Origin of the sequence: Spirosoma luteum DSM 19990 (genome assembly GCF_000374065.1) — a bacterium.
GTDB classification, from domain to species: domain Bacteria; phylum Bacteroidota; class Bacteroidia; order Cytophagales; family Spirosomataceae; genus Spirosoma; species Spirosoma luteum.
The window spans coordinates 48,381-68,385 of the sequence record NZ_KB893248.1 but is presented as its reverse complement, the minus strand read 5'-3'; the positions used below and the strand labels follow the sequence as shown (position 1 = coordinate 68,385).

General features: G+C 50.0%; 19 protein-coding genes. 8 read left to right on the top strand and 11 right to left on the bottom strand.

The features are described 5' to 3' along the window. The first annotated feature begins 40 nt into the window (after positions 1 to 40). The 3 genes from B156_RS0107865 (at position 41) to B156_RS0107855 (ending at position 3,181) form a co-directional block, all read left to right on the top strand. On the top strand, positions 41 to 1,492 hold the full coding sequence (locus tag B156_RS0107865; protein WP_018619134.1) for a DUF1501 domain-containing protein: 1,452 nt from the start codon (positions 41 to 43) through the stop codon (positions 1,490 to 1,492). Between the two features lie 114 nt (positions 1,493 to 1,606). After that, positions 1,607 to 2,395, top strand: coding sequence for an NIPSNAP family protein (locus B156_RS0107860; protein ID WP_018619133.1), 789 nt, complete (start codon positions 1,607 to 1,609; stop codon positions 2,393 to 2,395). A 330-nt stretch (positions 2,396 to 2,725) separates the two neighbouring features. Beyond that, positions 2,726 to 3,181, top strand: a complete 456-nt coding sequence (locus B156_RS0107855; RefSeq protein WP_018619132.1) for a RidA family protein — start codon at positions 2,726 to 2,728, stop codon at positions 3,179 to 3,181. 52 nt (positions 3,182 to 3,233) lie between these two features. Here the strand turns inward: B156_RS0107855 and B156_RS0107850 are convergent, their stop codons facing one another. From B156_RS0107850 to B156_RS0107840, 3 genes are all read right to left on the bottom strand, one after another. Further along, positions 3,234 to 3,443: a hypothetical protein gene (locus B156_RS0107850; protein WP_018619131.1), complete on the bottom strand. Its 210-nt coding sequence runs from the start codon at positions 3,441 to 3,443 to the stop codon at positions 3,234 to 3,236. An 80-nt stretch (positions 3,444 to 3,523) separates the two neighbouring features. Continuing rightward, positions 3,524 to 4,990 carry a CCA tRNA nucleotidyltransferase gene (locus tag B156_RS0107845; protein ID WP_018619130.1) on the bottom strand — a complete coding sequence of 489 codons (1,467 nt, stop codon included), beginning with the start codon at positions 4,988 to 4,990 and terminating at the stop codon, positions 3,524 to 3,526. Then, positions 4,987 to 5,568 carry an L-threonylcarbamoyladenylate synthase gene (locus tag B156_RS0107840; protein ID WP_018619129.1) on the bottom strand — a complete coding sequence of 194 codons (582 nt, stop codon included), beginning with the start codon at positions 5,566 to 5,568 and terminating at the stop codon, positions 4,987 to 4,989. The genes B156_RS0107845 and B156_RS0107840 overlap by 4 nt, the downstream gene beginning before the upstream one ends. Before the next feature lie 170 nt (positions 5,569 to 5,738). Between B156_RS0107840 and B156_RS0107835 the strand changes: the two genes are divergently transcribed. Further along, the gene (locus B156_RS0107835) at positions 5,739 to 6,845 is read left to right on the top strand and encodes an AI-2E family transporter (protein WP_018619128.1); all 1,107 of its coding nucleotides are present in this window, start codon (positions 5,739 to 5,741) and stop codon (positions 6,843 to 6,845) included. A gap of 116 nt (positions 6,846 to 6,961) precedes the next feature. Here the strand turns inward: B156_RS0107835 and B156_RS0107830 are convergent, their stop codons facing one another. After that, positions 6,962 to 7,969, bottom strand: coding sequence for a nitrilase-related carbon-nitrogen hydrolase (locus tag B156_RS0107830; protein ID WP_018619127.1), 1,008 nt, complete (start codon positions 7,967 to 7,969; stop codon positions 6,962 to 6,964). 147 nt (positions 7,970 to 8,116) lie between these two features. On the opposite strand from B156_RS0107830, the gene bshB1 reads away from it, so the two are divergent. Then, positions 8,117 to 8,836 (top strand): bacillithiol biosynthesis deacetylase BshB1, encoded by a 720-nt coding sequence (gene bshB1 / locus B156_RS0107825; RefSeq protein ID WP_018619126.1) that lies wholly within the window; start codon positions 8,117 to 8,119, stop codon positions 8,834 to 8,836. Between the two features lie 33 nt (positions 8,837 to 8,869). Here the strand turns inward: bshB1 and porG are convergent, their stop codons facing one another. The 5 genes from porG to B156_RS0107800 form a co-directional block, all read right to left on the bottom strand. Further along, the gene (gene porG / locus B156_RS0107820; RefSeq protein ID WP_245563700.1) at positions 8,870 to 9,541 is read right to left on the bottom strand and encodes a type IX secretion system protein PorG; all 672 of its coding nucleotides are present in this window, start codon (positions 9,539 to 9,541) and stop codon (positions 8,870 to 8,872) included. Between the two features lie 39 nt (positions 9,542 to 9,580). Then, on the bottom strand, positions 9,581 to 10,570 hold the full coding sequence (locus tag B156_RS0107815; RefSeq protein ID WP_026260675.1) for a hypothetical protein: 990 nt from the start codon (positions 10,568 to 10,570) through the stop codon (positions 9,581 to 9,583). Positions 10,571 to 10,743: 173 nt separating this feature from the next. Beyond that, positions 10,744 to 11,619: an NAD kinase gene (locus B156_RS0107810; RefSeq protein ID WP_018619123.1), complete on the bottom strand. Its 876-nt coding sequence runs from the start codon at positions 11,617 to 11,619 to the stop codon at positions 10,744 to 10,746. A gap of 114 nt (positions 11,620 to 11,733) precedes the next feature. Beyond that, positions 11,734 to 12,402, bottom strand: a complete 669-nt coding sequence (locus B156_RS0107805) for a CBS domain-containing protein (RefSeq protein WP_018619122.1) — start codon at positions 12,400 to 12,402, stop codon at positions 11,734 to 11,736. A 97-nt stretch (positions 12,403 to 12,499) separates the two neighbouring features. Then, complete coding sequence (locus tag B156_RS0107800; RefSeq protein WP_018619121.1) at positions 12,500 to 13,276, bottom strand: alpha/beta fold hydrolase; 777 nt, start codon at positions 13,274 to 13,276, stop codon at positions 12,500 to 12,502. Positions 13,277 to 13,610: 334 nt separating this feature from the next. Here B156_RS0107800 and B156_RS0107795 point away from each other — a divergent pair, with 334 nt between their 5' ends. Beyond that, positions 13,611 to 14,885 carry a protoporphyrinogen/coproporphyrinogen oxidase gene (locus B156_RS0107795; protein WP_018619120.1) on the top strand — a complete coding sequence of 425 codons (1,275 nt, stop codon included), beginning with the start codon at positions 13,611 to 13,613 and terminating at the stop codon, positions 14,883 to 14,885. Between the two features lie 343 nt (positions 14,886 to 15,228). On the opposite strand, the gene B156_RS0107790 is transcribed toward B156_RS0107795, so the two are convergent. Both B156_RS0107790 and B156_RS0107785 read right to left on the bottom strand, forming a co-directional pair. Continuing rightward, complete coding sequence (locus B156_RS0107790) at positions 15,229 to 16,395, bottom strand: DUF3800 domain-containing protein (protein ID WP_018619119.1); 1,167 nt, start codon at positions 16,393 to 16,395, stop codon at positions 15,229 to 15,231. Positions 16,396 to 16,566: 171 nt separating this feature from the next. Further along, the gene (locus B156_RS0107785) at positions 16,567 to 18,225 is read right to left on the bottom strand and encodes a carboxylesterase/lipase family protein (protein WP_018619118.1); all 1,659 of its coding nucleotides are present in this window, start codon (positions 18,223 to 18,225) and stop codon (positions 16,567 to 16,569) included. Positions 18,226 to 18,362: 137 nt separating this feature from the next. On the opposite strand from B156_RS0107785, the gene B156_RS0107780 reads away from it, so the two are divergent. Beyond that, entirely contained in the window at positions 18,363 to 19,094 is a 732-nt protein-coding gene (locus B156_RS0107780) for an NUDIX hydrolase (RefSeq protein WP_018619117.1), read from the top strand. Between the two features lie 91 nt (positions 19,095 to 19,185). Beyond that, a complete protein-coding gene (locus B156_RS0107775; protein ID WP_018619116.1) occupies positions 19,186 to 19,995 on the top strand; it encodes a hypothetical protein in 810 nt (269 codons plus the stop codon). Positions 19,996 to 20,005: the final 10 nt, after the last annotated feature.

Genomic DNA, 20,005 nt, shown 5'->3' with positions numbered 1-20,005 from the left:
CGAGGAAGCGAAGCCAATGACTAGCTAATGACACCAAATTATGGACATTCAGGACCAAATACATGACCAGTTGAGTCGCCGGAATTTTCTGGGGCAGGCCAGCGCGGGCTTAGGAACCATTGCGTTGGCGTCGTTGCTAAATCCGGTCAATTTATTTGCGGGTACTTCTTCTTCGGACAACCCTACCGTAGGGAAGCCGCACTTTCCGCCAAAAGTAAAACGGGTTATCTATCTGTTTCAGAGTGGTGCGCCCTCGCAGTTGGAACTGTTTGACTATAAACCGAAACTGGAAGCCATGTGGGGGCAGGATTTGCCCGCATCGGTGCGAAACGGGCAACGTCTGACGGGTATGAGTGCGGGGCAGAGTCGTTTCCCGCTGGCGGCATCGAAGTACAAGTTTGCCCAGTACGGCCCCGGCCGGATGTGGCTCAGCGAACTGCTGCCCCATACCGCCCGCATTGCCAGTGACCTGACCTTTATCCGCTCACTGCATACCGAAGCTATCAATCACGACCCGGCCATCACGTTCTTTCAAACCGGAAGCCAGCAGGCCGGACGCCCCAGCTTTGGGTCGTGGGTCAGTTACGGATTAGGGTCGGATAACCAGAATCTTCCGGCTTTTGTGGTGTTGCTGTCCAAAGGGCGGGATGGCGACCAGCCGCTGTACGCCAAATTGTGGAGTAACGGATTTTTACCATCGGTCCATCAAGGCGTAGTGTTTCGGTCGGGGCCGGACCCGGTTTATTACCTGAACAATCCGCCGGGAGTTGACAAAAGCAGCCGTCGGCGAATGCTCGACTATCTGGGGAAATTGCATCAGGAACAGTTTAAGCGGGTGCTGGACCCGGAAATTAACAGCCGCATGGCCCAGTACGAAATGGCGTATCGAATGCAGGCTTCTGTACCGGAGACGCTCGATATCTCAAAAGAGCCGGACTATATTTTTGACCTGTACGGCCCCGAAAGCCGCAAACCCGGTACGTTTGCCGCCAACTGCCTGCTGGCCCGTAAGCTAGTAGAGAAAGATGTGAAATTTGTGCAACTGTACCATCAGGGATGGGATCAGCACGGCAACCTGCCGAATGATATCAAGACGCAGGCTAAAAGCGTCGATCAGGCTTCGGCGGCACTGGTAATAGATTTGAAACAGCGCGGGTTATTGGACGACACGCTCGTTATCTGGGGTGGCGAGTTCGGGCGTGGTGCTTATTCGCAGGGGAAACTCACCCGAGACAACTACGGTCGCGACCACCACCCACGGGCTTTTTCGGTCTGGATGGCCGGGGCCGGGGTGAAGAAGGGAATGGTTTACGGCGAAACGGACGACTTTGGCTATAACGTGGTCAACGAACCCGTTCACGTCCACGATTTCCAGGCAACAATCCTGCATCTACTGGGCGTTGACCACGAAAAATTAACCTTTAAAAGTCAGGGCCGACGCTACCGCCTGACCGATGTGCATGGTAAGATAGTGAAGCCAATATTGGCCTGAGCGGTTCCTCTTTCTTTTACGTAACAATGCCCACCCCTCATTTTTTATAAAGTGAGATAGATAGCTTTACTTTACACCCTAATTCAATACAGTCCAATTCTTTCCAGATTTAACATGCTCAGCAATCGTACAACCCAAAATTGCGTTCTTTTTTTCCTGCTTCTAGCCTGTGTATTACAGGCAGGACAGTTAGTTGGTTTTGCCCCCAAACGGGAATTTTACCAGATTAAAGTATACCATCTAAAAGACGACAGTCAGAAAACCCGGCTGGAAACCTACTTAAAACAAGCCTACCTCCCGGCGCTGCACCGGGCGGGGATTGGGAAGGTGGGCGTTTTCGTCCCTGCTACCGAAACTGATTCCCTGTTGTACGTATTGATTCCGTTCAAATCGGCCGATCAGTTCATTAATCTTTCCGAAACGCTGGCAAAGGATAAAGCGTACGCCACCGCTGGACAGGACTACCTCAATGCCGCCTTCGACAACCCGGCCTACAAGAACTTCGAGTCTATTTTTATGGAATCGTTTGCGGGCATGCCATCGCTGGTTGTACCGAAACTAAAGTCGGATGCCGCGGAAAAAATATATGAACTCCGTCGCTACGAAGCCGCTACCGAAAAACTGCACGAAAATAAAATCAGTCAGTTCAACAACGGCGAACTAGACATTTTCAGCCGACTGGGTTTCAATACGGTATTCTGCGGACAGGTAAAAGCGGGTGCCAAGCTACCCAGTATGATGTATATGACGTCGTTCGAGAACAAGGCCGAGCGGGATGCCCACTGGAAAGCGTTCAGCGCCGACCCAGCCTGGAAAACGCTCAATTCGCTACCCGAATACGCGCATAATTTCCTGCGGGCCGATATTTACCTGTTGCACCCAACTACGTACTCGGAGATTTAATGCCAGCACCCCCGGTTGAAATCGGGGTGATACAGGCTTGTTTTGCAACCTGCCTTTTTTTCAGATTAGCCTTACAGACCGGGCTATGTACAGAGCGGATTTTATCCAGTCTGTACATAGCCCGGTTCTGGTTTCCAATGGTCAGATTCAATAGGTTGCCTGAAAACAGGCACGGGGAAGCGTTAGATTCTTTATTCACAAAAGAGAGGAAACCAATAGCTTTCCCGGGTCAGAATTTGAAAGAATTGGTCAATGGAATCGGGATTCAGCTAAAGTGTTTATTTTTATGCCAATCCCATCGTTTTCTACTTTACTTTATCAGGCTCTTTTATGAAATATCTGCTTCTTTCGCTACTTGTAATGAGTGCCAGTATTTCTGTTCTGGCGCAGCACAAACAGATTATTCAACCCCGCAAAGCACCTTCACTGCCCTATCCATTCAGTCCGGGGGTGGTTAGCAATGGCCTGCTGTTCGTATCAGGTACGTTGGGTACTGACCCACAAACGGGTAAGCTGGTTGCCGGTGGTATCGAAGCAGAAACCGCCCAGACAATTCAGAATATCAAAACTGTGCTGGAAGACGCCGGAACTTCGCTTAATGACGTTGTCAGTGTAACGATTTACCTGAGCAACATGGATGATTTTCCGAAGATGAATGCGGTCTACAAAACGTTCTTCACAGAAGGAGCTTACCCCGCCCGAACCACCGTTGGAGTCGCTAAACTTGTGTACGGAGCCGCGGTTGAAATAACCATGACAGCCGCTATGCCAACATCCAAGAAATGATGGACGGTTTGTAAACCGTGTATCACGAATAGAAAGTTACCCTGGCACCAGATTATGATTCGCGTACCAGGTTGACTCCTGTGACCAGAAAAATCATCCCCACGATGAATGGAGCGGCCGCTTCGAACTTCGATATGCTCATCCCTAATACGGCTTTCCCATCCGACAGGAACGCAATCAGAGCAAACAGAACGACAAAGACACCCAGCACGGTGAGCGATGCGCCAAAAAAACGCCGGAAATTAGTGTTATTATTATCCATAAAGTAACGTGATAGAATGTAGCCTGAATACTATGAATAAACGGTAAGTGTTAACAAACGAGCGGTGTATTGTTCACTCGTCATGCTGCGTTTGTTTTTGTATGCAACCCACGCTTGCGCCCTTCTTCCAGCAAAAATGCGTACGCTTCATCAAGCGAATTAGGGACAAGCCCATCCAGAATCGCTTCCCGCATCACCGTTTTTAGTTCACCAACTTCTTTGGATGGGGTCAGATTAAATGTTTCCATAATCAACTCCCCCGTTATCACCGGCTGAAAATTACGCAGCTTGTCGCGTTCTTCCAGGTCAAGCAGTTTTCGTTCGACCCGGTCGAAATTGCGCAGGTGTTTCTGCACTTTCTCGTAATTTTTCGAGGTGATATCAGCCCGGCACAACGCCATCAACCCTTCCAGATCATCGCCCGCATCGACCAGCAACCGGCGCAGCGCCGAATCGGTGATTTGCTCTTTTGTCAGCGCGATGGGTCGCAGATGCAACCGTACGAGCTTTTGCACAAAGCGCATGTGTTCATTGAGGGGTAATTTCAGTCGGCGAAAAATAGTGGGTACCCACCGGGAACCCATGTCCTCATGGCCGTGAAATGACCAGCCCACTTTGGCGTCGAAACGTTTAGTAGCGGGCTTGGCGATATCGTGTAGCAAAGCCGCCCAGCGAAGCCAAAGTTCATTTTCCGGGTCAACCGGATTGGCGCGGGCAGCAATGTTGTCAAGAACCTGTAGCGTGTGGTAAAAATTATCCTTGTGCCCTTTTCCTTCAATCGTTTCAACGCCTTTCAGCGCAATCAACTCAGGGAAAATCCGCTCCAGCAGGCCCGCATGGTACAACAGTTTGAACCCATACGAAGGCGTAGGCGACAGAATAATTTTGTTCAGTTCATCGATTATCCGCTCCGGCGATACAATGGATATCCGTTCGTTCATCCGAACGATGGCATCGAACGTATCCGGCTCAATATCAAAACTTAACTGCGACGCAAACCGAATGGCCCGCATCATGCGCAGGGGATCATCCGAAAAAGTACTGTCCGGCCCGCCCTGAACCTGGCTTGAAGGGGTTCGGATAAGTTTCCGTTTCAGGTCTTTCAGGCCATCGAACGGATCGAGCAGTTCGCCAAAATCAGCCTTGTTCAGACTGATTCCCATCGCATTGATCGTAAAATCCCGGCGGTTCTGATCGTCTTCCAAGGTGCCGTCTTCTACAATCGGTTTTCGCGACTCGGCCCGGTATGATTCTTTGCGGGCACCAACGAACTCAACCTCCATCCCCTCCCCTTCCTGATTAATCCGCAGCATGGCCGTACCGAAGTTTGGGAATACCGCTACGGGGGCCTGCACCGATTTCCCAACCGCTTCGGCCAGCCGTATACCACTCCCAATGCACACCACATCAATATCCTTCGATGGGCGGCCCAGGACTAAATCGCGCACGAACCCACCAATGACGTAAGCCTGCAAACCAAGAAGATCGGCCTGATGGGCAATGATATCAAAGACTGGATTCTTATGTAACGTATCGCTGAAATTCATTTTCTGATAAAACTTATCTCCCCATTAACCTTGAGCCGTACTATACGGGGTCGTTTGGGCATGGCAGGCAGGGTGCCAAACCGAATGGTGATGAGGGATTCGACCGATGCGGGTAATGATAGCGACTCGAACGGAATAGTGAGCAGTCCCCGCCCGAAACTGCCAATCAATCGTTGTACATCCGCACTCAGCGACCGCCGAATGGCCAGTTGCTCGTTCGTCGGTGTCTCCCCGCTTTCCGCAGCCGACTGTGCGGCTGACTGTGCGGCTGACTGCCAGACGGCGGATGATACGTTTTTGCCCTGATCGTACACGACGATGAGTGGGTCTTCGGCAAAATCGACCAGGTCATAAGCTACATCGGGTAGTTTAGCTACGTATAACCCTAACTGATCCGTCTTTTCAATCAGCACCGTTGGCTGCATATCGGCGGACATAACAGGCAGCAGGGCAATGAGTTGCTCAACGGCCTTCTCATTAACCGGGTCAGCCGCAATGGACCAGCCGGTTTCATCGGCAAGGGCAATGAGCTGGCCCTGCCGGATCTGAAAAGCGATGTCGCGTATGGATAAAGTCATGACTAAGTAAACCACAAAAATACGGCAAGTTTACCAAACCACGACGGCTATCGGGAAGATGGCCGATAATGCCCTGTAGACGATGAACAAATCAATAATTGGCAAGTTGTTTGTTCTGTCCAGTACTTTCTTCATTAAAGTTATTTCTTACTCCCCCTTTCACTAACACGATGACTGTCGAACCCCGTCCCCATTACCACCAGTTTGCACTCACCTTACTGTCACTGACTATTCTGACAGCCGCTATTTATCTGGGGCAGGATATCCTGGTACCGCTTGCCCTATCTGGCCTGATTGCTGTACTACTGCGCCCCGTCGAAAGGAGACTTACGCAGTGGGGTATGCACAAAGCTATTTCCATCAGTCTGTCTGTCCTGCTGGCAATTATTCTGGTATCGGGTATAGCGATTTTCATGTCTATGCAGTTATCAGATTTTACCGACGATCTACCCAAGATTCGTCGTAATCTAAGCGATTCTATCCACGACATGAAGCAGTGGGTTCGTCGGGAATACAACGTAAGCTACCGCGATCAGGACAAGTACCTAAAGAAGGCACAAGCCGAAACCCTCGACAGTTTACAAAGCACTGATACACTGGGCTTCATTACGGGTCCGTTAGGTACGCTCACCCTGATTCCGATCTACGTTTTTTTACTGCTCTATTACCGCAGCATGCTGCTCCACTTTGTTGTTGTGCTTTTTTCAGAAAAACACACAGCACGGGTAAAGGAAGTTTTAGGCGAAGTGAAAGCTGTTATCCAGAATTACATGGTCGGGCTACTTATCGAAACAGCCTGTGTAGCGGCTCTGAACTTTGTTGGGCTACTTGTCCTTGGCGTTCAATACGCGCTGTTGCTAAGCGTTATAGCATCCATTCTTAATCTGATTCCTTATATAGGAGGGCTGGTGGCCACGGCTCTGACGGTGCTGATCACGTTTAGCAATAACCCCGAACTATCCGTTGCACTGGGCGTAGTTGGCGTTTTTTTAGTGGTGCAGTTTATTGATAACAACGTTTTCGTACCGCTCATTGTAGCCTCCAAAGTTCAGGTCAACGCGCTGGTTTCTATTTTGGGCGTACTCATCGGTGGCACGCTGGCGGGTGTATCGGGCATGTTCCTGTCCATCCCGGCCATCGCTATCCTGAAAGTTATTTTTGATCGGGTAGATAGCTTGCGGCCCTGGGGCGTTCTGCTGGGCGACCAAACCCCCGAAGAAGCTGGTAGTAACCTCTTTCGATTGCCCAGACGCAGACAGAAAAAGATTGCCGCGTAACCAATCACGACAGGTAGATTCGTATGTGACTCCCCATCCAGGGCTGATCTACTTTGTGTTAGAAGCAGTTGGTATTAATCGCTTTAGCCGAAAAACGCCAACTGCTTCTTTGCATTTTAGCTGTAAAGTTTCTTGATAACCTCTTGCTGCGTCCTGGTAAAATGCTGTCGGTCAGACGGTTGCCCTAACAACGTATTCGGTGGATACACACTGTGGTTCGCGTAACTTTCCGTGTAAAGTTCATACCGCTGCCGGGCCATCAGATTACCGAGGGCGGGCCGCTGCCTGAACTCGCGCAGGGCGGCCAGGTCGATGTCCGCATTAGCAACAATACTTTCGCCGTAACCGGCCTCGGCCAGGATAATACCTTTCGGGTCAATGATTTTTGAACTACCATCCGATGTACTGAGGGGAACCGAACTCCCCGCTATACCCGCCGAGTTGGCTGATACCACATAGGCCATATTTTCGGCAGCACGGGCTAGTTGGGCTACTTTTCGATGCGTTAACAAGGGACTACCCACTTCGGATGTTGCATGCAACAGCACTTCGGCGCCCCGCATGGCCAGACAACGGGCAACTTCAGGATACATAATATCTTCGGAGGCAATGCAGGCCAGATTCCCAATGTTGGTTTTCACGACCGGAAACAGAGAATCGTACCCATAAGCATCCAGGTACAATTCCCACACATCGTGCGGGGTGGGTATGTACATGGCATTGAGTCGGCGATAGCGCAGGATTATGTCGCCATTTGGCCCTATAATAAAGCTCGTCTGGAAATAGAGTTCCGGGAAGAAAGGGTCCTGTTCGTAGGCGTTGCCCGAAAAATAAAGCTGCTGCCGCTGAACCATAGCCCCCAGTGCCTCGTAAACACGACCATCAATGTCCAGCGCGGCTTTCTCCCGCCATTGGTCTACGGTTTCGGCTACGGGCGGCCCCGTCAGGAAATATTCCGGTGCCGCAACGAGCAACGTATCACGGCCAAGCACACTGACCGACGCCGTTATCTGCTGTTCAATGCGTTCGATAGTCCGTAGCATTACCGCTTCGGCTTCATCGCGATTTTGGCAGGAGTTTACGGTCTGGCAGGTTACCTGAAGGGCAAGGGCTTTGTAGGACATACGGTATGTATTTCTAACTGGTTTAGGTTGGGGTGCCAAAATAAGATGTTTCTGGCAATAAACCTGAACCAGCTATTTTTAATAACTAACAGGAACAAATTGACGGACTGGTGACTTATCTAGCTGCTTACAGGTAAACAAAACCACGTGAACGTTGATGTACTGGCTATTGGAGCCCACCCCGATGATATTGAAATGACCTGTGCAGGCACTGTGCTCTCTTTGGTTAGCCAGGGAAAAACGGTAGCGGGTGTCGACCTCACCCGGGGGGAACTGGGCACGCGGGGTACCCCCGAAATCCGTTTACAGGAGTCGGCGGAAGGGTCGAGGATTATGAAACTGGCAGCCCGCGAGAACATGGGGTTTCGGGATGGTTTCTTCCGCAATGATGAAGAACATCAGATGGCGCTTATCCCCATTATCCGGCAGTTTCGGCCCACTATTGTGTTAACCAACACCCCCGACGACCGCCACCCCGACCACGGCCGGGCGGCCGAGCTGGTCGTTGAAGCCTGCTTTTACGCTGGTTTACGCCAAATTAAAACGGTTGGCAAGGATGGTGAGCCTCAGGAAGCACACCGACCAATATACATATACCACTTTATTCAGGATCGTTCCCTGACACCTGACTTTGTAATGGACATAACGCCTTACTGGTCCCAAAAACTGGAAGCGATAAGGGCGTACAAGAGTCAGTTTTTTAATCCGGCGAGCGATGAACCACAAAGCTACATTTCGGGCGAGCCGTTCATGAAATTTCTGGAATCCCGCACCCGCGAACATGGACACATGATTGGCGTTGAGTTTGGGGAGGGCTTTATCAGCAAACGAATGCTGGGCGTTCAGGACCTGTTCGCGCTGGTGTAATGCCCTGCCTGCGCCCACTACAGAAAAGTAACGTTAAGGGCAGAAGATTTTGTAGAACGTGTAACTGACGGTCAACGCGGTATAGGTATAACTGTCGTACAGGGCTGGGTTGCTCTGCGTTGTTTTGGTTAATGCAGTGCCAAAGGTTAAGTCGGCCAGGCCATCCAGGTAATCATGCCTCGTAAAGCGTGTGCCAAATTCCAGGCCGATGCTCCAGGGACGCTTTATTTCGTATTTAACTCCTATGCCCAGGGGGTAGGTAACAACACCTCCGGCTTTTATAACGTCATTTTTGAAGCGGCACAGGCCAATACCACCAAACACATAGGGTGTCCAGTTTGTGGCCTTCGGCGAGGATACATAATTCAAAAAATTATATTCCAGGTCAATAGACACCTCGCTGATGTTTGTGCGAAACGAGTAGTTGCGCGCCTGTTGCAGGGGGTCTTTACTAATCTGGTCTTCAGCACGGAAAGCACCAATGGCACCAGCCGCCCGTATCGAGAATGATCGGCTGAGGTTGTAGCGAAAAAAGAGCCCCGCACCCGGACTAAAAAAACGCGGATTCAGAACCGGAGCCACATCGCCTTTATACAGCATCCCGCCCAGGCTGGCACCAAGTTCAAGTTTTTGCGCTTGTGTACTTAAACTGATAAAAAGCCCGGCCATAAGTAGCCAGGCTCTGATTCGTTGGTATCGATGCATATAGCCGATGGCAGCAGACCTAGTGTTTGCTACCTGAAGTTACTTGATGGGTGGGCACTTGATTTTAGTTGGGATAATGTACTGAATCGAAAAATTAGTCAGTATGTACCCATCTCTTGGAAATTTACCAACTCCTCCACCCCGTCCTGCCGATGTAAACAGTTCAGGGTTAGTCTGACGCAACCGCTGAAGAGCTACATCACGGTCTTCATTGACCCGTGCAGCATCCAGTTCATTACGCCGGTCAGCCATAATGGTCGACAAGCCCTGCAAGGCATCCGGATTAGCATACGTTCCACTCACATCATCCAGATAATCAGAAAAAGTCATCCGATAGCCAATTTCAACCCCAACATTGAAACTCTCATTCAGCATATACCGCGCACCAATACCGACTGGAATAGCCAGCGTAACCAGTGAATAAGGTTTCTGATAGCCAGGCTGCCCCTGTCCTTCTGTATGCAGCGGCTGGAGTTTCACCCACTCGCGGGCGGGCTGGTAAGCAGCACTGGCCGCATTTCTTTCGGTAGGTGTTCGGGCCTCCGGGCTGTGTGCTACCAATGCCAGGCCACCAAATACGTAAGGGGTAAATTTAGCCCGGTCATTTGAGTTACGTCCATCCGCAATAAAATTGTAAATGCCCGTCACAGCAAATTCTTTCAGGTCATTCCGGAAGTGCAGGTTCCGGATGTACTGCAAGGCGTACTTCTCCGGATTGTTCTTACTAAAGGTATAGTCATCCCCAACTACCCGTGCCCAGGTGAACATAGCCCGCGCGGCAAAGTTGGGCGTGAACTGACGGGTATAGCCGAGTCCAACATTCCAGCGGGGCAGCGTAAATAAGGATTTAATTGGTCTGCTGTAGGCATTTAATTCGCCAAAGTAAGTGGATGTGCCTACGCCAAACGTGACGCTTGAATAAGGTAAAAAATGCGTGTTTATTCGTCGTTGCGCCAGGCTTTTTGTCGGTAATCCGGCCAATAAGCCTAGTACCGCAATGCCTGCTATTAACTGCCTATAATGAATCATACTTTTCATATACGTGAATCAACCCCCGGTAGAGCTGTAAAGCCAACCAATTCCGAAACGGCCAGAGTAATCCTTTTATTGGCAGCCTGCCATAAAAATTATGCCACAAGTGGGGAAAACGGGTAGTTTGATGCAACTACGTTCGAAAGTATACAAACAGATGAACTGATTCGTTAATTACGAATGTCCCACCCCCAGTTAAGTTTGCTACGGAGGGTATTCAGAAAATTATCATCCTTCAATTTTACCAGTCTCGCCTTAAACGCTTCTTTCCGAACGTTGATCCGAACGGAGGTGTCGACGGTAAAGGAGCGGGAGTCCAGGGCGGCCAGAAAATTCCCGCTTCGGCTTTCCACCTCAAAAACAAACTCGCAGGTATCCATCACAATCATGGGCCTTACGTTGAGATTGTGCGGGCTGATGGGCGTGATAATCAGACTTCCGGTATGAGGCAACAACACCGGCCCGCCACAACTGAGCGAGTAGCCCGTAGAGCCGGAAGGCGTAGACACAATAAGCCCATCGGCCCAGTACGAATTCAGGAACTCCCCGTCCAGATACGCGTGAACCGTAATCATGGACGATGTTTGAGTTCGGGTAATGGTAAAGTCATTCAGACCGAAGGGTAGTTTCCCGAAAATGTCCTGACTGGAACTAACACTCACCAGCGTACGCTCATCAATGCTGTACTGTTCGCTAAACAAAGCGTCAATCATGAGCCTTACCGAAGCGGGTGCCACCGTTGCCAGAAAACCCAGCCGACCAATATTGATACCGATAATCGGGATTTGACGGGCACCTACGTGCGTAACGGCATCGAGCAGTGTGCCATCCCCCCCCAAACTGAAAATAAAGTCAGCGTCGGTAACTCCTTCGTCGAAGGTGTAGGTGGCCTGACTGTAATGGCTTACACCGGCGTTATCCAAAAAATCGCGGTACCCCTGAGAAATGATTATTTCGGTTTGCCGCCGGGCCAGCTCTTCAAACATAGACTGGATGTAGGGGCGGGCAGATTCGGGGAAGTTGCGCCCGTGAATGGCGATTTTCATTAGTCAGTCGGTGAGTTAATCAGTTGGTCAGTGAGTTGATGGGTTGATCAGTCGTTACATGTTGCCTTAGTTTGCTACTAACCGACTGATTGACTGACCACCACACTGACTGGTTTACGTATTTAAGTAGCGAAGCAGTGAATCGAGCCGTTCCTGGTCGATACTTTCAACGGGGGCATTGGCAAATGCGGCTTCTATCTGATACCCAAACCGCTCGAGCGTCGAAATGACGGGGGCAATATCCCGGCGGTTGAGCTTGAGCGTTAGCCGGGAGCGGTCGGGCATGCCATAGGCTGCGCTAGAGTAATAGCTGCTGATAATCTTGACATTGTTGGACTCAACCAGTCGGCTGATTTCCGTCAGGGAATAATCGCGTTCATTGAGAGACAGAATCAACACAGCCCCTGCTTCCTGTACGCCCAGTTCGTGCGCAAAATGCTTGAGTAGTTCGTTGACGGAAATGGTACCGATAAAGCCCTGCCCTTCATTAAGCACGGCAATTACTTTCATCTGATGCTTGATAACCAACCCCAGCACCTCCAGCAGATGCTGGTCTTCCAGCACGAAGGTTTGTTCGAACAGGCACATCACATCCTGGAGTAAACGCTCGGTATCAACTACATCCAAAAGCAGTTCTTCACTTACTATACCCCGGTACTCATCCTGATCCGTTAGAATAAGTTGCCCGACATGGTGCTCCTGCATCCAGTCCAGTGCCTGCCCAACCGAGTCGGTTGGTTTCAGGGCGGGGAGCATGGGGTCTATTAGTTCGGCAGCCAGCATAAGGAACAATGTATAATGGGTAAAAACAGCTATCGACTCTGTTTAGCAGAAAACTACGGAAATTATCCCTTAGTTTCCAAATTCTCGTCTCTTTCTCTTACGCTACCAATTCGCCAACCACCTGTTGGGCCAGCCAGGTATCCAGGAGTGTGTTGAATCGGTCGGGACATTCCATCATGGGCGCATGACAACATTTATCAATAAAATGCAGCTCCGAATTAGCAATTAACCGGTTAAACTCATGCCCAACCTCGGCGGGGGTGATGGTGTCGTTCAATCCCCAGACGAGCAATGTCGGCACCTGAATCCGGTGCAAATCCTTTGCCACATTATTACGCTGAGCCGATTTTGCGATGGCAACAATACTCATGCATTTTGGAATACTGCTGGTAATCTCAAAAACCTCGTCGATTAATTCTTTGGAAGCTACCTCGGGGTCATAAAATGTGTAGGCAACGCGTTCGGAAATATACCCATAACTCCCCCGCTTGGGAAAAGAACCTCCCATTCCGTTCTCGAACAGGCCGGAACTTCCCGTTAGCACCAAACCCCGTACCTGTTCAGGATTTTTGAACGTGTACAGTATAGCTAAATGCCCACCCAGTGAGTTACCCAGCAGTGTCATGTCATGCAGGCCTTTCTGCACCACAAACTTTTCAATGTACGTAACCAGCCCTTCCAGACTGGCCTGCCGGATAGGCATCTCATATATAGGCAACAACGGTATCACGACCCGGTAGCGGTCAGAAAAAGTCGTGATAACACTATCCCAGTTGCTGAGTGCACCAAAAAGCCCGTGTAGCAGCAGGAGGACATCACCCTGCCCTTCGTCCACAAATCGGAAACCCGCTTCTTCCTGAATCTGATAGTTCATGTGTTGACTGGTTAAGGATGGAGCAATGGTTGTTTTCTATAACGAAGAAAAACTACGACTGTTCCGTTTTCAATGATTTGTACCAACGCCGGATAAAAGGTGCCAGTCCATTCCTACTGCTATAACATAAGGTAGTACCACAAAATTAATAGTTTCTAAAAAAAACAAAAATAATTAATAAAAAAACACTGACTTTCAATGCATTACCTTTTCATCAACGTAGAAATATTATATTTTTATAAAAAAAATACCACGAATTTCCTATAGAGGGTAGCGTGAATTTACCCAGCTATATACCTTTGACTTTTATTCATGCGTTCAACTCGTTGCTGCTATGGCTGCTGAAAATTTGCCCGTTATCATTGTTGGTGCTGGTATGGCCGGTTTAACCTGCGCTGTTTACTTAAAACAAGCGGGTATCCATGCGCTCGTGCTCGAAGCCAGTGACGGGGTAGGTGGCCGGGTTCGTACCGACCGGGTTGATGGTTTCCTGCTTGACCGGGGATTCCAGATTCTCCTGACGGCGTACCCCGAAGCAAAGCGGCTGCTCCATTACTCCGACCTACAGTTGAAATCCTTCCGGTCGGGTGCGCTGATTCGCGACCGTACCGACTGGATACCCTTCATCAATCCGCTACAGGAGCCTTTGGCGGTGTTTCAAACGCTGTTTTCGTCGGTTGGTACCCTGGGCGATAAGCTGCGTCTGGCCGAACTTATGTTCCGGGTTCAGGAATTACCGCTGGATGAGTTATTCAACCAGGCTCCTGTAACGACGCGGGAGTTCCTGGAAGATTTTGGCTTCTCCAGCCAGATAATCGACCGGTTTTTCCGACCGTTTTTTGGTGGCGTCTTTCTGGAAGATGCCCTCATAACGGCCAGTAATTTCTTTGAATTTTGTTTTCGGATGTTTTTTTCGGGCGATGCCGCCGTACCGGCACGGGGTATCGGTGCCATTGCCGACCAGCTGGCCAGCCGGTTAACGCCCGACCAGATTCGACTCAATACTCCCGTTGCCACCATTTCGGGGAGTGCGGTGTACCTACAGAATGGCGAATCGCTGACGGCCGATGCCGTTGTTATGGCCGTGGATGCAACCCAGGCCAGCCGGTTGATGGGTAGCCCGTTGCCTTCTCAACAGGCATTTAACCATACCACCTGCACCTATTTTGCGGCCCGTACGGAGCAACTCCCGATTACGCCAGCCCAGAAAAAACTGTTATTGCTCAACATGCACCGGAGTTCAGCTGTGCATAACGTGGCCATTATGAGTGATGTAGCACCTGGCTACGCCCCGGCAGACCAAACGCTGATTTCGGTCAGTACGCAGGGAGTGGAACTGTTTAATGAAGCAACGCTGACGGAGGAGATACGGCAGGAACTGACCGGCTGGTTTGGTAAGGGTGTTCAGCAGTGGCAGCATCTGCGAACGTACCACATTCCGCAGGCTTTACCCAGCTACAATCCGGCTCAGGCGGGCCAGTCGGCCCTTCGTAAACCCCTCCGTATAACGGATACCCTCTACCAGTGTGGCGACCAAATGACTTATCCATCGCTCAATGCCGCCATGCGAACCGGGCGGGAAGTGGCAGAGATGATTAGTCAGCGATAACGGCCCTAAAATGCCGATAACTGGTAGTAGGTCAGTTTGTGAAGTCAGCGACCTAAATATAAACGTAAAAATCGTTCTACTAGGACTACACTTTGTCACGAAGAGACGTGTTTATAACTGTCCCAACGACACGAAGTGCTGATGGAACACCGAATCATGGGCAAACAGCCAGAGTTAGCTAACCTTCCCACTCTTCGTCCTGTTGGGCACCCCAACGTGCTTAACTACAACTAATTCCTGTCTCCCGACACCGCTGAGCAGCAGAGCTAAAGTAGCACCGCACATTGCCATTTCGACTTTACAAACCTGCAAGCGATGTCCAAAATGACGATATATACAATTGCTAGCCAATCATGCTGATTGTTGTTACGCCATCCTTACGCTCAAAATCAAACATAGCAGCGTAGTCTATGTCGCTATTGTCTTTACTCACAGTATCAAAATTAAAACCTAAACAATCAAAAACGAAGTCTGAAAAATCATCCTTTTGATTTCGACTGTCAGATGGATTAAGCTTTCGATTAATCGCTCCTGTAAACAAATCTACAATCTGAATAAGTAAATCTTCCTTTGAATCCACAGGAGTGAATGAGCCTACATACAAACCATCTAATTTTTGGGCTTTGACTCGCTCTCTAATATTAGCCGCCTTCAAAATATCACTTCCGCTTTCATTTTCATCAAACAGAGTGTAAAGAGACCTAGGCAACGGTGCTCTTCCTGATTGGTTTTCGTGCTCTACACCATTTATAATTAAATGGCATGTTAAATCAGTGATTGCTTTTTCTTTATCTTGATGACCAGAATTTTTGAGAACTATAAACTTGAAACTGTACGACGTGTAAATGTCGAGAAACTTAAGAAAAAACTCCTTGTAATTATTTACAGTTTTGGGGGTCATCTTGACGAAATGAAATTCAGATGTAAGTCCCTTGTCTTTCTTCCATTGTGTTAAAGCCTCTACACAGTGATAAATTTTAAGCCCACCTTCTAATAACCATAAAGAGCCTACCGATAAATATTCTTGAGTTTTACCAGACTCATCAATGTAAACAGAATAAGCGCTCGGATAAGGTTGATCTTCTACTGCATTCAGCCTGAACTCCTCACTCATGCCTTTTCTGTGCCTCCTAACTTCTGCATCAGCGAGAAAAAGATTATACTCATTTTGAATCTTAGCCCGGTGTCTAGATAATGAGGGTAGTCGCGTCAGTTTGTATAAATCCTCTTTGGATATAAGTTTACCATTAAACTTACTACGTTCAAATAGTTCCCAATATGTCCAAGCCAGCTCTATGTCTGAATTACGTGCTTGAGGATATTGGTTCAGTACGTATGCTACTCGATCTCGAGTACTTATGAGATTTCCAGTCATTACCCGGCTGAGTACCTCGGCAGTGTTCTTTTCATTGAGTTCTTCTTTGGTAAGCTTGGTTTTGTTTGCTTGTTGATGCGAGGCTTGGCTGGCCTCTTCTATTGAATCATCTGATTCATTACTTCTATCCTTCATGATATGCTAACAGGTTGTGTGTTTACAAGGTACGCAATGTACCAGGATGTTGGGCACGATACAGCTATGTCGCTGCGATTTAAGAGGGGTAATTAGTTGATAGATAGGCAAAAGAATACCCGCATCGAATCCGACGCGGGTATCAAAAATTACTATCTTTTTGAATCAATATCAGGGCTTCGCCGTCATTTCTTCCAGCAACAGGTAACGCGCCCGATTCTTGTCGGTTTCGGCGCGGGTGTTCACGTCGATTACCATCACATTAGCCTCCGTTTTGTCCGTTATCGGCGACCATTTTGGTAAGCCCGGTCCATTTGGATTGCCGGTTTTGATAAAGTTGGCAAAGTAATTCTGCATCAGTTCCGACACCTTATAATCCTCCGGCGACCAGGCGTATACTTTATTGGTAGACAGATTACCCAGCGCGTACTCGATTTCGGCCGAGTGAACTGCCCCTTTAGCCGGTGGTGCTTTGGGAGCAGCCGGGTCACCACCCCGCACAACGCCCCCTGCCAAACCAGCCGTAGCATTACCCATTTCGGGCGTCATAACCGGGCGCGGACGCGAATAGAAATACTTGTATACGGGCTTACCGCCGGTTTTGGCCTGCATTTCGGCCCACCGCCAGGTACTGAACCCGATAAAGCGGTCGCTGGCTAGTGCCGTAGCCGACTGCATCACTTCCTCCGGCGTATTGCCCGGATACACTTTCAGCACCTCTTCGGCTTTATCACCGTACAGTTTCTTCACGGCAGCCGTGTAGTTTTCAGTCGTGGGTTCGTCCTTGCCCAGAACAACCCGACCGGTCATTTCTTCCGAGTTCCAGCCTACCAGCAGGGGTACGTGTGCCTGCTCACCAGCGGCAAAAATGGCGTATGGGTCCTTGGGGAAGAAATACCCGTCGATGGCGGAGCCGAAGCGGGGAGCACCGGGTTTACCAGCCAGTTCGAGCAGTTGCTGAGCGGGCATGGCCCGTAGGTCGGCCAATGATTTGGCCCCAACACTAGCCGCAAACGTAGTTCCCATTTCCTCGGCCTTGCTGAGGGGGGCGGGGGGCAATGTGCCTAAAACAGAACCACTTTCTCCGATGGCACCGGCAATCAGGTCTTTCGACAGGGGCGACATCATTTGCGCACTCACCGACGCCGAACCCGCTGATTCCCCGGCAATGGTAACCCGTTTAGGGTCGCCACCAAAGGCTGCAATGTTCTGCTGTACCCAGCGCAGGGCGGCACTCTGGTCCAGATAACCGTAGTTGCTCGATGAGTGATGGGGCGATTCTTTCGTTAGTTCGGGGTGGGCCATAAAGCCAAACACGCCCAGCCGGTAGTTCATCGTAACGGCAATAAGGCCTTTCTGAGCGATGCTTTCTCCATCGTACCGGGGTTCGGAGCCATCGCCCGCAATGAAGCCACCGCCGTAGAAGTACACCATAACCGGCAGTTTTTCACTGGCCGATTTGGCTGGTGTCCATACGTTCAGGTACAGGCAGTCTTCACTGACCCCATTCGACCGAAAATTCATGTCGCCAAAAACGGGCAGTTGCATGGCACGGGGGCCAAACTGATCGGCTTTACGCACACCCGTCCAGTTTTTGGCGGGTTGTGGCTCTTTCCAGCGCAAATCGCCAACGGGGGGCTGGGCAAAAGGAATCCCTTTAAAGGCGCGAATACCGCTGGCTTCGGTAACTCCCTCCAGCATGCCATTTGCTACCTTCGCCTGCGGGGTCGTTTTCGATAAGCCATCTTTCGATTGAGCATTGGCCTGATAAGCCAATGGGGCCGTCAGTAGCGAAACTAATAGCAGTGCTTTCATGGTCATTTTTTTCATGTACTAAGAGTTATTTGATACGAAAAATATCCACTGGATGCGAATAACTGTTTACTATTGTAACAATATGATACAATAATAAACAGTTAGCCTGAAACAACCAAAAAAATCTGTTACTTGCAATGTCCCTTCCCCGTATGAGCAAACCATTAAAAGTTGAGGAAGCCGAGCCTAAGGGAGTCGATTTTTTGCCTGGCCTGGCTGTAGACACCGTTATTTTCGGGTTTCATCTCAACCAACTGAAAATTTTACTGCTCGAATACCGCAACACGGGTTTAATGGCACTCCCCGGTGGCTTCGTCAGAAATACGGAGAACCTGAACGATGCCGCCCGGCGTATTCTGGCCGAACGAACGGGATTACAGGACATTTACCTGGAGCAGTTTTACGTTTTCGGCGATCTTACCCGGCACGACCCGGCACCGATGCGAGCCATCATGCAGGCTAAAGGACACATGCCCGACGATGACCACTGGCTGCTGAGTCGGTTTGTGTCGGTAGGTTACTATGCACTGGTCGACTTCACGAAAGCCATTCCCATTCCCGATGAATTATCGGACAGTTGTGGCTGGTATGATTTGGCTGCGTTACCTCCGCTGATGCAGGACCATACGGCTATTGTACAAAAGGCACTGGCTACCCTGCAAGCCGACCTGGACCGAAAGCTGATTGGTTTTAACCTGCTATCGGAAACGTTTACCATGGCTGATTTGCAATCCTTGTACGAAACCATTCTGGGGCAGCCATTACACCGCTCCGGTTTTCAGCGCAAAATACTTGGTTTGGGTATCGTGGAACGGCTGGAAAAGCAGTACAGCGGTGGGGCACACAAAGCACCTTACCTGTACCGATTTGTTCCGAATAAATAGCTCGTCAGGCGTTTTACGTGAAAAAAAACACCGTACGTTTACGCATGAGGTCGTTGACCAATAAACAAACAACCTGATTCGTTGACTTTTCATGCGTGGAAACGTACTGCTTCGTACTGGTTTATTACTGCTGATTATACTGCCAGTTGGTTTCCTGCTCCTTACTCCTCCCCTGATGCGGTGTCTGTGGATTAGTCGGTCGGTCACCTATCGGCCACTGGCTGGCGTGAAAGACGCCTATACCCATCAGGCAGTAACCACCCGGCAGGAGAACCAGCTCAGGCAACATGTGGCGACCGCCCGAAACCGTATTGTCTGGTTCTGGGGCGACCGGCGCGGGCAGGCCACGCTTATTTATTGCCCGAATCAATCCGAGTATGAGCAGTTTTGCGACGGGGGCGAGGGAGCCGGTTGTAGCCTGGGTTTACCCTGGGGCGACTCTTATCTGATACTGGGACCCGATGGCAACAATGCCGACGTGATTGCCCATGAGTTGTGCCACGATGAACTATTTGCCCGACTGGGCTGGTGGCGCGTAAAAAGACAAATTCCTCAGTGGTTCAACGAAGGCCTGGCATTGCTGGTTGATTATCGATTCAGTAAACCAGCCCTGTGGGATACCCCGCGCCGGCCCGGAAAACGTCCTCCCACCGAATCAAATTCCTCCCCATTTACCACCCGCCAGATGATAAAACTATCCGAGCTGGAAACCACCCGCGACTTTTTCGGGGGCGATTATGGGCACACCATGCTGGCCTATCAGACAGCAGCCAGTGAGGTGGCTCACTGGCTGTCGGTGGTAGGGAAAGCAGGGATTCCGGCCCTGATGGATGCTGTTGCGAAGGGAGACAATTTCAGCGATGCGTATCGGCAACTTGAGCGCCAGAGAACGGAGAAATAACCGGCGTTAC

Coding starts and splice junctions, on each gene's coding strand:
- B156_RS0107775 (WP_018619116.1), top strand. CDS start 19,186: ATGCGTGGAAACGTACTGCTTCGTACTGGTTTATTACTGCTGATTATA.
- B156_RS0107815 (WP_026260675.1), bottom strand. CDS start 10,570: ATGATTCATTATAGGCAGTTAATAGCAGGCATTGCGGTACTAGGCTTA.
- B156_RS0107790 (WP_018619119.1), bottom strand. CDS start 16,395: ATGAAGGATAGAAGTAATGAATCAGATGATTCAATAGAAGAGGCCAGC.
- B156_RS0107795 (WP_018619120.1), top strand. CDS start 13,611: ATGGCTGCTGAAAATTTGCCCGTTATCATTGTTGGTGCTGGTATGGCC.
- B156_RS0107810 (WP_018619123.1), bottom strand. CDS start 11,619: ATGAAAATCGCCATTCACGGGCGCAACTTCCCCGAATCTGCCCGCCCC.
- B156_RS0107840 (WP_018619129.1), bottom strand. CDS start 5,568: ATGACTTTATCCATACGCGACATCGCTTTTCAGATCCGGCAGGGCCAG.
- B156_RS0107850 (WP_018619131.1), bottom strand. CDS start 3,443: ATGGATAATAATAACACTAATTTCCGGCGTTTTTTTGGCGCATCGCTC.
- porG (WP_245563700.1), bottom strand. CDS start 9,541: ATGCATCGATACCAACGAATCAGAGCCTGGCTACTTATGGCCGGGCTT.
- B156_RS0107830 (WP_018619127.1), bottom strand. CDS start 7,969: ATGTCCTACAAAGCCCTTGCCCTTCAGGTAACCTGCCAGACCGTAAAC.
- B156_RS0107865 (WP_018619134.1), top strand. CDS start 41: ATGGACATTCAGGACCAAATACATGACCAGTTGAGTCGCCGGAATTTT.
- B156_RS0107780 (WP_018619117.1), top strand. CDS start 18,363: ATGAGCAAACCATTAAAAGTTGAGGAAGCCGAGCCTAAGGGAGTCGAT.
- B156_RS0107855 (WP_018619132.1), top strand. CDS start 2,726: ATGAAATATCTGCTTCTTTCGCTACTTGTAATGAGTGCCAGTATTTCT.
- B156_RS0107785 (WP_018619118.1), bottom strand. CDS start 18,225: ATGAAAAAAATGACCATGAAAGCACTGCTATTAGTTTCGCTACTGACG.
- B156_RS0107860 (WP_018619133.1), top strand. CDS start 1,607: ATGCTCAGCAATCGTACAACCCAAAATTGCGTTCTTTTTTTCCTGCTT.
- B156_RS0107835 (WP_018619128.1), top strand. CDS start 5,739: ATGACTGTCGAACCCCGTCCCCATTACCACCAGTTTGCACTCACCTTA.
- B156_RS0107800 (WP_018619121.1), bottom strand. CDS start 13,276: ATGAACTATCAGATTCAGGAAGAAGCGGGTTTCCGATTTGTGGACGAA.
- B156_RS0107805 (WP_018619122.1), bottom strand. CDS start 12,402: ATGCTGGCTGCCGAACTAATAGACCCCATGCTCCCCGCCCTGAAACCA.
- B156_RS0107845 (WP_018619130.1), bottom strand. CDS start 4,990: ATGAATTTCAGCGATACGTTACATAAGAATCCAGTCTTTGATATCATT.